Raw genomic sequence first — 12,678 nt, 5'->3', positions numbered from 1 at the left:
TCATTCACCACCTTTACTTTCTTCCTCAAACTTTTTCTCTTTTTCCCTAACAACAATAAGCTTCAGCCCTTCCATTCCAACGACCTTGACTTTTTCACCGATGTTTATGTTTTCTCCAGTTTTGCTAACTGCTCTCCAAAGTTCACCTCTGATTTTTACCATGCCTTCGGGCACGAGAGGTTCAATGACCTCGCCAGTGAGACCTATCATCTCTTCTTTTCCAGTTTGAGCCTTTCTCCTGTGAGCTCTTATTACTGCTGCCATTCCAAAGGCAAAGAACAACGCTAATAAGACACCAATTGTTATTATCACGAGCCTAAGCTGTGTGTACACTTCTTTGCTTACTAAATAATCCACGCCACCACCTCCGCTGAATAGGAATATGCTGCCCAAAACAAACGAGATAAATCCAGCAACTGTGAACAGACCAAATGTTGGGGTTAATGCCTCGGCTATGAAGAACAGAATTGCAAGGAATATAAGCAAAAGTCCCGCGCTTCTGTAGCCGAAGTATCCCAGGCCGATTATTGCAAGGACAATCATTATTGCTCCGGTAGTTTCTGGGACATGCCATCCCGGACTTAAGAATCCTAGAATCAGCGCCCAGATTCCAAGGGTTAAGAGAACATAAGCAATAACTGGGTCTGTGACGTATGTAATCAACTTGTCCTTGAGGGTAGGGTGCAGATACATAATTTGCGCACCTTTTAGGTCTAATGTTACATACTTCCCGTTTACTGGGAGCTTTGTCTTCATTCCATCTGCCTTGTTGAGAAGGTCATCCAAATCATAGGCTATAACTTCAATGATATGATACTTCAGTGCTTCTTCAGGTGTTATGCTTAAATCTTCGAGTATGAACTTTTCAGCAATCGTTGCATTCCTTCCGCTTGCTTCGGCAAGACTTTTGATATAAGCTACGTAAAAGTTTATAATCTTGGTTGGAGCCTCAATTATGGTTCCATTTTGAGAATAACCGAGAATTGGTCTGCAAGCTCCAATGCTGGTTCCCGGTGCCATTGCTATCAAGTGAGATCCCAATGCTATGTATGTTCCAGCAGAAGCTCCCATGGCCCCAGAGGGGTAAACGTATATTATAACGGGCACTTTTGCAGTCTGAATCCTCTGTATTATGTTCTGCATTGCGTCTCCTCTTCCTCCAGGTGTGTCAAGCTCAATGATTATAGCATTTGCATTCGCTTTTTCTGCTTCGCTTATGTATCTATCAAATTGATCATAGGTATATGAGGTTATTTGGCCCCTAATCTGAGCTACATAAACGGTTTTAGCTTGAGCAAATGCAGGTGTGAGAAGTATGAATAACGCTATAAACAATAGAACTTTTCGCATTTATCACCACCTTGTATAAAATTTGTTCCTTCAAACTAATTAAAGTTTTCTCTCTATTTTTACTAACGCTCAGATTCACATTAAATATCCAGAAATCTCGAAAAAACTATAAAGAAGAAGCGAGATCTTTTACTGATGGACTATGAGAGAGGAAATTAAAAAATTCAAGGTCGCTAGAGGAAATGAGAAAATTAAAACTGCATGGAGGATTATACGAAATACAGCAAAGTACTCAAATAGAGAGCCATTTTGGGAATTCCTACAAGAGCAGTTTGGAATAAGAGACAGAGAAATTAAAGAAATCATGTTGTTCTTAGAGGAGACCAATGAGTTAAAAATTAAACGTTCTCAAGATGGGAAACGTCTCTATGTCTCTACCCTAAAGGATATAAAGGAAAATCCAGTCAAACTTGATCAATGGTTAAAATGATAGACCTTAAAAAGGTAACCCATGAGATGATAAAGAACAAAACTTGGAAATACGGGAAGGGGATATTCTGGCAAGCTTTAGATTACGGTATAGTTGGTTTTGATGGAGAGAACTTTTATCTGCCATATTATCTTTCATCAAAAGAAAAGAAAGACGCAAAAGAGAAAATTAAGTTCATTCTTGGACTTGACACCGATTTAGAGAAATTTTACAATGAAATTCAAGATTCAAAGTTTGCATTCCTTATCGAAGAGTTTTATGGATTAACGATTCCTGCTTCACCTTATAAGTATCAAGCCCTCGTTGAAACAATAGCCCAACAACAAGTGAGTTTCGAATTTGCTATGAGAACTATTAGGAATTTAGTTGAGCTAGCTGGCAAGAAAATTGGAGATCTATACGTGTTTCCAAAGCCAGAGGACATATCAGAGCTGAGCATTGAAGATCTGAAGAAAGCAAAGCTCGGGTATAGAGCAGAATACATTAGAGAGCTTACTGACCTTTATCTAAAAGGGAAGCTCAATTTAAGCCTTGACCATTTAACAGAGCAAGAGGCAATAAGGTATCTTACAAAATTCCGAGGAATTGGGAAATGGAGCGCTGAGCTTTTCCTCCTTTATGGACTCAGACGAAATGTTTACCCAGCTGGAGATTTGGGTCTGAGAAGAGGGATTGCTAAGATTTTTGGGAAAAAAGGTTAAAGAAGTAAAAGAAAAAGACGTGAGAGAGATTATAGAGCCTTATGGAAAGTGGAAGAGCTTACTAGCATTCTACATCTTATGTTATGACAGAAAGACTGAAATGGAAAAGAGAGAAAAAGGTGAACTTCATGGAGATAATTCTTCCAAAAGAGAAGTTCAAGGAGCTTAAAAAGCTCAGCGAGACTGAAATTATAAAATTAATTGAGGAAAATCTTGAAAAAGCTGAAGAAACCTTAAAAGCTGAACGAGAAGCATTTCTTAATGAAAAGAAAGCCAAGCTTGAGGAGAAGCTAAAAGAAATCGAAGACCAACTTGAAGCTCTTGAGAGGTTTTATGAAAAAGCTCTGCAAGATAGAGAATTCATGCGTGAAATGAGTGAGAAGCTGAGAGAAGAAAATGAAGCTTTGAGAAAGGAACTGGAGGAGAAAAAGCGTGCTCTTGAAAATAAGACCTGAGAGAGGATTTGGAAAAATTGAGATTGAAATTAATGAAGATCTTCGGAAGAAAATAAAAAGCCTCAGTGAAAAATACCGAGTTAGTGAGGAATACATCTTGAGGATAATTCTTACTGGAGAATTTAAAACTTCACGGGGAGACGTTGAGAAGCTGGAGAACGAAATTAAAGAGCTTGAAAAGAGGGTTTATGACCTTGAAAAAAAGTGGGCGCCTCTCAGATACAAAGCTTATGGAGTTAGTGAGGACAATAAAATTTTGGCTATAGAGCTGAGCGGGCTTTTAGCTGAAAACACACAGCTTAAAAGGTTTTTAAGGAAAAAAACTGAGCCAAATTTTGAACTTAGAAAACTTATTGAATACTACATCCGATAAAATTATAGCGGATGATGAGTAAATTTAAGCTGAGCGATGAAGAACCCTATGAGCGCTGACGCCTCTTTCTCTTTTTCCTTGGAAGCAATCTAACAGGACTTCCACAATCAGGACAGATGCCCTCCTTTGGATAGCGCTCAAATTTTTTACCACAACCGATGCACACATATCTCCAGTGGATTACCTTCCTTATGCCCTTTTTGAGCGTTTTAAATTTTATTCCAAGAGTTCTAGCAATGTTCTGAAGGTTGTAATCATCAGTGAAAAGGATAGCCTTGAGCTCATACGCCAAAGCCAAAACTTGAATATCTGTTTCACTCAGCTCATCCAATTCTCCCGTCTCGAGGGCTTTCTTCCTAATAATCTCAATGCTTTCTTTTGAGGGCATTAAAACTCTTACCTTGCCAGCGCTGATTAAGCTCTCCAAAAAGAGCTTCGACTCGGGATCTTTCACTTCTTCCACTACTTTTGGTGTGGTATAACCTTCAACATCAATTCCCTGAATGAATATTGCAGCATCAATGACAAACATGGTTATGAGTTCAACGTTAGGGTTAAAGCTTTATCTGTCATAAACTTTTAATGAGGTGCGGGTTTATGAAAATTACAAGAATAAAACCCCTTTACATTCCTGAGAATCAAGAAAAAGTAAAGGAAGTGTACTATCCCGTCTGGATATACGTTTTCTCATATGTTGTAAAAAGACGAGTATTTGGCGATATAAAGGGAAGCATTATCGTTTTAGTGGATGGAATAAACCAGAGAGGTTATCTCGCAGATATATTTCCTGAAATTGAAGAAATCAGTGTCATCGATAATAAAGCCAAAATTCTCGAGCCTCAAATAAGCGATGAAAAAAGTGAAGAAATTGCAAAGGATCGAGCTGAGGCATTATTGTTCAGAAAGTATGCATACTTGAAATTCACCTATCAGCTAACTCAGAAAGCCTTTACATACAAGCTTTTCTGGGCAAAAAAAGAGGGAGATAGGTACTTTTTAATGGACAGTATAACTGGAGAGGAGATAGAAGTTCTGCCGTATGAAGAACACGAGAAAAAGTAGAAAAGTAAATGGAAACGGAAATCAGAAGAGCTCGTCAACGATTCCTGCCAAGGTCTTGAGCTCTGGAGTGGCCGCTCCTCCTTTTATTACAACCTTTTTACCCGCCGCATACTCTACAATTTCTTGTATTTCCTTTGGTGGCTCTTTAGTGAGCAAGCTGACTACTATTATTGCAATCATTGAGAACACGAAGCCAGGTATCATTTCGTACCATGGACGCCAGCTTAAACCCGCTTGCTTCCATGCAATGACTGTAAGGGCACCCACAATCATACCTGCAATTGCCCCTTCCTTTGTGGCCCTCTTCCAATAAAGTCCCAAGATGACAACTGGGCCAAATGAACACGCTAAGCCGGCCCATGCATATAGAACTAGCTTGAACACTGTCTCAGTCGCTCCAAGTGCTAAGTAGATTGATAGCAAGCTCACTACAAGAACCGAGATTCTGCTTATCCAGACAAGCTTGTCTTGATCAGCATCTGGGTTTATCATCTTGTTGTAGATGTCTCTCGCTAATGCAGAAGCTACAACTAGGAGATATGAGTTTGCACTCGACATTATTGCCGCGGCCATGGCTGCTATCAAGATTCCAGCAAAAACAGGCGGAAGCATTTCCTTCGTCAAAGCCATTAGTGAAAGCTCAGGCTTTACATCTGGGAGGAGAACCCTTGCAGCAATACCACCAAGTGTTACCCCATAGAGAGCTATTACAGCCCAGACAACTGCTGCAAGAAGCGAGTACTTGAGCATCTTTGAATCTTTAATTGCCATGAATCTTACATGAAGCTGAGGCTGACCAAGGTAGCCAAGGTAGCCTATTGCGAGGAAGCCGAGAAGTGTTATTGGAGCAACCCAAACATTGGTAAGCTTAGGATCAATTGCATTCAGCTTATCGTACATCGCTGTAAATCCACCGATTTTTGCTATTGCAAGTCCTGGAACAACAACGGCACCAATAAACATCAGGACTGCCTGCACAACGTCGGTGTAAACCGCTGCAGCGAATCCACCAAGAAGAACATATATGAGAACAGTAAGCGCTCCGATTATAGCTCCCCATTTGTATGGGATTCCAGTTAGGAACTCAAGAGTTCTACCCATTGCAACGGTTTGAGCCGCTGTATAAGCTGTTAGGAATATAAATATTATAGCCACTGAAATTATTCTAACATAATGGCTCTGGTCATAATACCTTGCCTCGAGGAAGTCTGGAATTGTTATTGCTCCTACTTTCTCTGTAAATCTCCTAAGCCTCTTTCCGAGTATTGTGAAGTTCACTAAAGGCCCACCAGCACTTGTCATTGGCACCCAGACACTTCCGAATCCTAAAGAGTATCCTTTACCGGGCATTCCTTGGAACATATAACCACTCATTGCTGTTGCTTGGTGGGTAAGGGCTATTGTAAATGGTCCAAAGCGCCTCTTTCCAAGGAAGTATCCCTCTATCGATTCGCTGCCTATCCTATATGTTAGTACTCCAATAGCTATCATTGCCACCAGATAGACCACAAAGGAAGCTACTATTATGTCCATCATGCTCCCTCCTCGTCTTTGCTAAGGAAGAAATATGCCAAAGCTAACAAAACGTATATCACAGGTACTCCAAACCACAAAAAGACGATAGACGCTGGCATTTCAAGGCCTCCTGTTGGTTATCATTTGTAAATATATTGCCTTGGCAAATATATACTTTTCGTCAAGTTAGTTTCTATGTTAGGTAATTTTTGACAACTTCGATGAGAAATGTTTCTAAAATAGTGAAATAAATGATGAATATTTCCCCGAATTTCATTGTACAATGTAAATACAATAGGAGCATATTCAGAAACAAATAAGACATGATGCTCGACCTTGAAAAAACTTTTAAGTTTGTAAATGGTAGCTTCTTTTGGTGATGCTCATGAAAGTTGACCTCAATTCTGATCTTGGTGAAAGCTTTGGAAGATACAAACTCGGCATGGACGAGGAAGTTATGAAATACATTACATCAGCCAACGTTGCATGCGGCTGGCACGCTGGAGACCCATTAGTAATGAGAAAAACTGTAAAGCTTGCAAAAGAAAACGGCGTTGAAGTAGGTGCTCACCCAGGCTACCCAGACCTTATGGGCTTTGGTAGGAGATACATGAAGATAACGAGAGAAGAAGCGAGGAATTATATTCTTTACCAAATTGGAGCTTTATATGCGTTTGTTAAAGCAGAAGGCTTAACGCTACAGCATGTTAAACCCCATGGAGCTCTCTATAATGCTTTAGTCACAGATGAAGAGCTTGCAAGGGGAGTTCTTGAGGGGATAGCAGATTTTGATAAAAAGCTGATTTTTGTAGGATTATCACTCTCAAAACCCTTAGAGATTGCCGAGGAGATGGGGCTTAAAGTTGCTCACGAAGTTTTTGCTGATAGGGCTTACAACCCAGATGGAACCCTAGTTCCAAGGAGCAAAGAAGGTGCAGTAATTCACGATAAGGAGCTTATAGCGGAAAGAGTAATTTCAATGGTCAAGGATGGTGGCGTTAAAGCAATCAACGGTGAGTGGATTGAGCTTAAAGCTGATACAATTTGCGTCCACGGTGACAATCCAAAAGCTCTTGAGATTACAGCATACATTAGAAAGCGCTTAGAGGAAGAAGGAATCAAGATTGTGCCAATGAAGGAAGTTATAAGGTGATTCCATGTTCCCTCAGTTCAAACCAGCTGGAGACTCTGCTTTAGTTATTATTTTTGGGGATAGAATAGACGAGGGAATTAACAAAAAAGTCCATGCAGTTGCCAATGCCATAGAAAAAGCCTCTCCAGACTGGCTTATTGAAGTTGTTCCCACCTATACAAGCATCTATGTGTATTATGACCCACTCAAGCTCAGCTATCAAGAAGCCCTCGATGCCATTAAGCCTTTCCTCTCAGCGGAACCAAAAGAAGAAAAGCCAAGGATTGTAGAAATTCCGACGGTCTATGGTGGAGAATTTGGACCAGACATTGAGTTTGTAGCTCAGCATAACGGTTTGACTATTGATGATGTCATCGAAATTCACTCAAAGCCCCTCTATAGAGTTTACATGCTTGGATTTACGCCGGGATTTGCTTATCTTGGAGGAATGGATGAAAGGATTGCAACTCCTCGTTTAGAAAAGCCACGCTTGAAAGTGCCAGCAGGGAGTGTTGGCATAGCTGGAAAGCAGACAGGTATTTATCCCATAGAAAGCCCCGGCGGATGGAGACTGATTGGGAGAACACCGCTAAGACTTTTCACTCCAGAGAAAGATCCACCAACTCTGTTACAGCCGGGTGATTACGTCAAGTTCGTACCGATAAGTGAGGAAGAGTTTTGGGAAATTTATAAGAGAGAGTGGGGCGAGCAGAAATGATTGAGCTCATTAATGTTCCATCCCTCACTACAATCCAAGACCTTGGAAGACACAGCTACCAGAAGTTTGGAATCCCCGTTAGCGGAGTCATGGACGAAATGAGTGCGCGCTTAGCTAACTACCTCGTTGGGAATCATGACAATGCCCCTTTAATCGAATTTGTCTTAAAAGGTCCCACGATAAAATTTCACTCCTCAGCAGTTTTTGCAGTTGCTGGAAATGTTGAAGTCAAGCTCAATGGTGTTCCTATTGAGCCTTGGCAGAGCCATTGGGCTAAGCGGGGAGATGTTCTTGAGATAGGAACTCTAAAGAGCGGTGTTTATGGATATATAGCATTCGCTGGTGGAATTTTATGTGATAAAATCCTTGGAAGCTGTTCAACATATTTAAGGGCAAAGCTTGGGAGAGCTTTGAAGCAGGGAGATAAGCTCAAGCTTGGATATGCAATTCTGACAGGGAAAGAAGGAAGAGTTCTGCCAGAACCATTAATCCCACGCTACTCAAACGAAAGTGAAATTAGAGTGATTCTAGGCCCTCAGCTCGAGCATTTCACAGAAAAAGGCATTGAAACTTTTCTAAGCTCAACTTATGAAGTCACGCCAAATTCAGACAGAATGGGCTATCGTCTGGAAGGTCCAGAGATAGAGCACTCCGAAAAAGGGGCAGACATAATCACCGATGCAATTCCTTTGGGAGCTATTCAGGTTCCAGCCAACGGGAAGCCAATAATCATGCTAGCTGATAGGCAGACAACGGGAGGTTATGCAAAAATTGGGGTAGTTGCAAGAGTTGATGTGCCAAAGGTTGCCCAAACAAGAGCGGGAGGAAAGCTGAGATTCAAAGCAATAAATGTGGAAGAAGCCCAAGAGCTGCTTAGAAAGAGGGAATTTTTATTCAGAAACATCAAGCGTCTCCTTGATGGAGAAGTGAGAGGTTACAAGATAAAAGCGTTTGGAGAAGAGTTCATGGTTTTTGTAGAAAAAGAGAAATAGAAAAGGGAACTACTCCTTCTCCCTCATAACTTTGACTACTTTGTATTTTTTACCGTTGCACTCGATTTCACCGACAATTTCAAGGATTTTAACAGTGTCCCCTTCAAAAAGCCCCTCTGGCCTAATTATGTCCCTCTTTTCTGGATCATCGCATTCAACGAAGCTCAGCTTTATCTTTGAACCAACTATTGCAAGCCTAGGCTCTATTGCCACCTCTATAGAAGGTTCAACGACCTCAACGACTCTGACTTTTCCTTCATGGAGGGGACAGGAGTGCTCTATGTTCCTTACTCGTACCACTTTATACCTCCTTCCCGGCTCTAGGTTCCCAACGCAGACCCTAGCTAATCTGCAGGTTTTGCATGGGTCAGCTGGGCCGTAATAAATGAATTCAACACCAGGTTTAGCTAACTTTTCACCAACTAATGTGATTACCATTCTGACACCTCCTACGTGAATGGTGATAGTCAAATAACTCCAGTGATTTTAGCAGCTTTTTCAGCTGCTTCTCGCGTTAAACCATCCTTTCCCAAGATGGTGTATCTCTCAGGTCTGATTGTATGCGCAATGGTTAGAGCTTCAATAATATACTCCGGATCAATACCTAGTTCATATGCATTTGTTGGAGCGTTGACCTTCTTTAAGGTTTCTCTAATTTTCTGCCACTTTAGTCCATGAAGATAGGCCATTATTATCGTTCCAACACCGCATTGCTCACCGTGTAGGGCTGGTTTAGGAGCAATTAAATCCAGGGCATGGCTGAAAAGATGCTCAGCTCCACTTGCTGGTCTCGAAGAACCAGCTATGCTCATAGCAACACCACTTGAAATTAAGCCTTTTATCACTTTTCTAACGCTTTCTTCATTACCCAGTCTTATAATGTCAGCGTTCTTTATCACCATTTTGGCACTCATTAAAGAAAGAGAAGCCGCATACTCGCTGTAATATTCTCCCTTGAGCTTATGTGCTAACTGCCAGTCTTTTACTGCTGTTAAGTTAGAAATCATGTCCCCAACTCCAGCGGCTAAGTAGCGGTATGGGGCAGTTTTGATGACTTTTACATCGGCGATAACAGCTATTGGCGGCTTTGCCTTTATCGAAGTCTTAGCATTAAGGTCTTTAATTGAAGCATTTGCGCTTGCTATACCATCATGAGAAGCAGTTGTAGGGAAGCTGATGAAAGGAATATCACTCTTGAATGAGGCAAGTTTGGCAACATCAATTATGCTCCCACCGCCGACAGCAACAACCCATTGAATATTCTCATTTTTTATCTTCTCAAATGTTTTCTCAACTTCTTTCATTGAAGCTTTTTTAATTGTTAAACTGTGAACATCAAAGCTTTCTTTTAAGTGATGCTTAACCTCCCTTCCAGCAATCTCTTTAGTTTTAGGCCCATAAAGAATCAAGACTCTTTCGCCTAATTTTAGCCTTTTAGCAACTTCTCCGACCTTATCTTTCAAATTTTCTCCAAGAAGAACCTCGCGAGGTAATTCCATTAAGTGCATGACCATCACCTTTGCTTATATTTCTCTCTCGAAGCTTAAAAATTAATTGGAAAGAAAAGCTTTAATTAGAAAGGGCAAACTCTTAGTGGTGATTAAATGGGATTAAGTGAGATATTCCAAGAGTACTTCGTGAATCCGATAAAATACAACACTGGCTATAATGTCGTTAACACACTAACCTACGCAATCATTTTGGGAATAGCGGCCTTAGGAGTTTACAAAATCCTAAAACGGCTGGGAATAAAATACGACAATGCATTTTTTAGAGCGTTAATCCCTTACATGATATTTGGAGCATTTACGAGGGCATTAACTGATGCAACTATCTATCCAAGGACGTATTTAACAGTGACTCCTGGAATATATGTGCTTACTTTTGCAATAACCTTCACCGCACTACTTATTGCACATAAGCTCTTTGAAGACTGGAGAAAGGTGTTTCTCTACTTTGGCTGGGCACTGGTAGGCTTTGATTTCGTTATGTTGCTGACACATTTGGATAAAGTTCACTTCACTTGGATTGTGCTAAAGTACTTCATCCCAGCTGTGATAATAGCGGAAGGCATTATCTATTTAATGACTAAAAAAATTGAGCTCGTTAGAGAAAACAGCTACCTCTTCTATGCCCACTTTTATGATGCAACAACTACTTTTGTTGGCATCCAGTTCATGGGCTATTGGGAACAACATGTCCTTCCAAGATTTTTGATAAATCTAACTGGAACAGCAGCAGTTATGTATCTCTTAAAGTTTGTAACCCTAATGGTGGCGCTCTATCTCATGAGAGAATTGCAAGAAACCGAAAGTGATAAAGAGCTTATGGATTTCATCAAAACAGTGATTTTTATTCTCGGATTTGCTCCGGGAACGAGAAATCTATTAAGAATGCTCATGGGGGTTTGAAAATGTATGAATGGAATGAAATTGCCTTAAATATTGCAAAGGAAGTTGAGAAGGAGATACTTCCTCTTTTTGGGAAGCCCGAAGGTGGGAAAGTTATTGGAGTTAGTCCTAGCGGAGATAAGACAAAACTCGTTGACAAGATTGCCGAGGATATTGTTCTTAACGCACTAAAACCTCTTGGTGTGAATATTGTTAGCGAAGAAATTGGAAATATTGATGTTGGAAGTGATTACACAATTGTAGTTGACCCCGTTGATGGTTCGTTCAACTTCATCCACGGTATTCCAATTTTCGGCTTCAGTTTTGCTGTGTTTAAAGGTAGCAAGCCAGAGTACGCAATGCTCTATGAATTTATGACAAAGAGCGTTTATGAGGGAATTTCTGGGGAAGGAGCTTATCTCAATGGCAGATTAATTCATGTCAGAGAACTCAACGAGAAAGCAATAGCGATAAGCTTTTACACGAGGGGAAGAGGCGTAGAGCTGATAAATAAGGTTAAGCGCATTAGAGTGCTTGGAGCTATTGCGATAGAGCTTGCATACTTGGCAAAAGGCTCTCTCGATGGAGTTTTAGACATTAGGAACTACGTAAGACCAACAGACATAGCGGCGAGTGCTTTAATAGCTAAAGAAGCTGGAGCAATAATAACCGATGACACTGGGAAGGAGCTGAAATTTGACTTAAGCGCCTCCGAAAAGCTGAACATCATAGCAGTTAACGACAAAAGATTGCTCAAGCTGATACTTGAGACCATTTAGGAACATCATCCGAGAACCAACACATTCCTCACTTATAATATAGGCAAGAGAGTGGGGTTCCTCAATAGTTGAGAGGAAAGGAAAGGCATGGGAAACGTAGTTTCCCCAGTAATAAAAAAGAGAGGGAGAGTGGGTAAGATAGGAGACGGGGGAGATTCTTCTCCCCCTCTCCTGCTAACGAAAGATTTAAAAATGCATCATAAGGAGGTATATGCGGGCGTGCCGGGGTAGCTTAGCCTGGTCAAAGCGCCCGGCTCATAGGGCGACTCCCCTTCGGGGGAGCCTGAGAAACCGGGAGATCCGGGGTTCGAAGCCCCGCCCCGGCACCATTCTACCTTCAGAAAAAATTTCAGAACTTCTCTTCTCGGCGTAATCTCCTTCCATGCCGAGCTTCTCGAAGAGCAAACCCTCCACAACGGATCTTGTGAATCTCTTTGTACCTTATTATGTTTTATCACTCAAGCTACTGCCTTGACTGTATTTTCTCCGCCCAATCCAGAGTAGAGTATTGTCACACCAAGATTTACCGAAAGCCCTTTAATCCTCCCGTGCCTTTCGTAAATGTCCCCTTCAACCAGCACTGCTGAACCACTTCAATTTGGAAAGTAAGATAAATGTTCTCAAGAATGGGCTCCATGCTGCATGAGCCAAGGAGAAACAATTGAAGGAGCGCTCAGGAATATTGCTGAAGCTATTTCACTGTATTTTGAAACAGAAAAACAACGAAAAAGAGTGTCATGGAGTCTCTGCTAAGTATTCCTGCAGCTCTTGTGCCTTAACC

15 protein-coding genes, 1 tRNA gene and 1 pseudogene are annotated in these 12,678 nt (G+C 41.1%); 11 read left to right on the top strand and 6 right to left on the bottom strand.

All coding sequences use genetic code 11. The annotated features are described in order from the left end of the window. Entirely contained in the window at positions 1-1,350 is a 1,350-nt protein-coding gene (locus E3E24_RS09905; RefSeq protein ID WP_167885920.1) for a nodulation protein NfeD, read from the bottom strand. A 142-nt stretch (positions 1,351-1,492) separates the two neighbouring features. On the opposite strand from E3E24_RS09905, the gene E3E24_RS09900 reads away from it, so the two are divergent. From E3E24_RS09900 to E3E24_RS09885, 4 genes and pseudogenes are all read left to right on the top strand, one after another. Next, positions 1,493-1,780: a hypothetical protein gene (locus E3E24_RS09900; RefSeq protein ID WP_167885921.1), complete on the top strand. Its 288-nt coding sequence runs from the start codon at positions 1,493-1,495 to the stop codon at positions 1,778-1,780. After that, positions 1,777-2,650: pseudogene (locus E3E24_RS09895) on the top strand (DNA-3-methyladenine glycosylase). Before E3E24_RS09900 ends, E3E24_RS09895 begins: the two are co-directional and overlap by 4 nt. Continuing rightward, positions 2,610-2,936 carry a hypothetical protein gene (locus E3E24_RS09890; protein WP_167885922.1) on the top strand — a complete coding sequence of 109 codons (327 nt, stop codon included), beginning with the start codon at positions 2,610-2,612 and terminating at the stop codon, positions 2,934-2,936. Before E3E24_RS09895 ends, E3E24_RS09890 begins: the two are co-directional and overlap by 41 nt. Next, a complete protein-coding gene (locus E3E24_RS09885) occupies positions 2,914-3,309 on the top strand; it encodes a hypothetical protein (RefSeq protein WP_167885923.1) in 396 nt (131 codons plus the stop codon). The genes E3E24_RS09890 and E3E24_RS09885 overlap by 23 nt, the downstream gene beginning before the upstream one ends. Before the next feature lie 46 nt (positions 3,310-3,355). Here the strand turns inward: E3E24_RS09885 and E3E24_RS09880 are convergent, their stop codons facing one another. Next, positions 3,356-3,841 (bottom strand): type II toxin-antitoxin system VapC family toxin, encoded by a 486-nt coding sequence (locus E3E24_RS09880; RefSeq protein ID WP_167885924.1) that lies wholly within the window; start codon positions 3,839-3,841, stop codon positions 3,356-3,358. A gap of 65 nt (positions 3,842-3,906) precedes the next feature. On the opposite strand from E3E24_RS09880, the gene E3E24_RS09875 reads away from it, so the two are divergent. Next, positions 3,907-4,371, top strand: coding sequence for a hypothetical protein (locus tag E3E24_RS09875; protein ID WP_167885925.1), 465 nt, complete (start codon positions 3,907-3,909; stop codon positions 4,369-4,371). A gap of 21 nt (positions 4,372-4,392) precedes the next feature. Here E3E24_RS09875 and E3E24_RS09870 read toward each other — a convergent pair whose 3' ends face one another. Continuing rightward, complete coding sequence (locus E3E24_RS09870) at positions 4,393-5,907, bottom strand: sodium/proline symporter (protein ID WP_167885926.1); 1,515 nt, start codon at positions 5,905-5,907, stop codon at positions 4,393-4,395. Between the two features lie 364 nt (positions 5,908-6,271). Between E3E24_RS09870 and E3E24_RS09865 the strand changes: the two genes are divergently transcribed. The 3 genes from E3E24_RS09865 to E3E24_RS09855 are packed head-to-tail and all read left to right on the top strand — an operon-like array spanning position 6,272 to position 8,728. Next, the gene (locus E3E24_RS09865; protein WP_167886069.1) at positions 6,272-7,039 is read left to right on the top strand and encodes a LamB/YcsF family protein; all 768 of its coding nucleotides are present in this window, start codon (positions 6,272-6,274) and stop codon (positions 7,037-7,039) included. A 4-nt stretch (positions 7,040-7,043) separates the two neighbouring features. After that, positions 7,044-7,736, top strand: coding sequence for a 5-oxoprolinase subunit PxpB (gene pxpB, locus E3E24_RS09860; RefSeq protein ID WP_167885927.1), 693 nt, complete (start codon positions 7,044-7,046; stop codon positions 7,734-7,736). Beyond that, positions 7,733-8,728: a biotin-dependent carboxyltransferase family protein gene (locus tag E3E24_RS09855; RefSeq protein WP_167885928.1), complete on the top strand. Its 996-nt coding sequence runs from the start codon at positions 7,733-7,735 to the stop codon at positions 8,726-8,728. Before pxpB ends, E3E24_RS09855 begins: the two co-directional genes overlap by 4 nt. 9 nt (positions 8,729-8,737) lie before the next feature. Here the strand turns inward: E3E24_RS09855 and E3E24_RS09850 are convergent, their stop codons facing one another. Beyond that, complete coding sequence (locus E3E24_RS09850; RefSeq protein ID WP_167885929.1) at positions 8,738-9,166, bottom strand: UPF0179 family protein; 429 nt, start codon at positions 9,164-9,166, stop codon at positions 8,738-8,740. A gap of 29 nt (positions 9,167-9,195) precedes the next feature. Continuing rightward, positions 9,196-10,236 carry an NAD(P)-dependent glycerol-1-phosphate dehydrogenase gene (locus E3E24_RS09845; protein ID WP_167885930.1) on the bottom strand — a complete coding sequence of 347 codons (1,041 nt, stop codon included), beginning with the start codon at positions 10,234-10,236 and terminating at the stop codon, positions 9,196-9,198. A gap of 96 nt (positions 10,237-10,332) precedes the next feature. Between E3E24_RS09845 and E3E24_RS09840 the strand changes: the two genes are divergently transcribed. From E3E24_RS09840 to E3E24_RS09830, 3 genes are all read left to right on the top strand, one after another. Beyond that, positions 10,333-11,139 carry a DUF63 family protein gene (locus tag E3E24_RS09840; protein ID WP_167885931.1) on the top strand — a complete coding sequence of 269 codons (807 nt, stop codon included), beginning with the start codon at positions 10,333-10,335 and terminating at the stop codon, positions 11,137-11,139. A gap of 2 nt (positions 11,140-11,141) precedes the next feature. Further along, the gene (locus E3E24_RS09835) at positions 11,142-11,897 is read left to right on the top strand and encodes a bifunctional fructose-bisphosphatase/inositol-phosphate phosphatase (protein ID WP_167885932.1); all 756 of its coding nucleotides are present in this window, start codon (positions 11,142-11,144) and stop codon (positions 11,895-11,897) included. A 221-nt stretch (positions 11,898-12,118) separates the two neighbouring features. Continuing rightward, a tRNA-Met gene (locus tag E3E24_RS09830) sits at positions 12,119-12,226 on the top strand. Positions 12,227-12,355: 129 nt separating this feature from the next. Here the strand turns inward: E3E24_RS09830 and E3E24_RS12995 are convergent. Beyond that, positions 12,356-12,478 carry a hypothetical protein gene (locus E3E24_RS12995; RefSeq protein WP_255454077.1) on the bottom strand — a complete coding sequence of 41 codons (123 nt, stop codon included), beginning with the start codon at positions 12,476-12,478 and terminating at the stop codon, positions 12,356-12,358. Positions 12,479-12,678 lie beyond the last annotated feature (200 nt).

It is taken from the genome of Thermococcus sp. LS2, from assembly GCF_012027375.1.
Classification (GTDB): Archaea; Methanobacteriota_B; Thermococci; order Thermococcales; family Thermococcaceae; genus Thermococcus_B.
The sequence above is the reverse complement of the archived record's forward strand: the minus strand, read 5'-3'. Positions and strand labels throughout refer to the sequence as shown.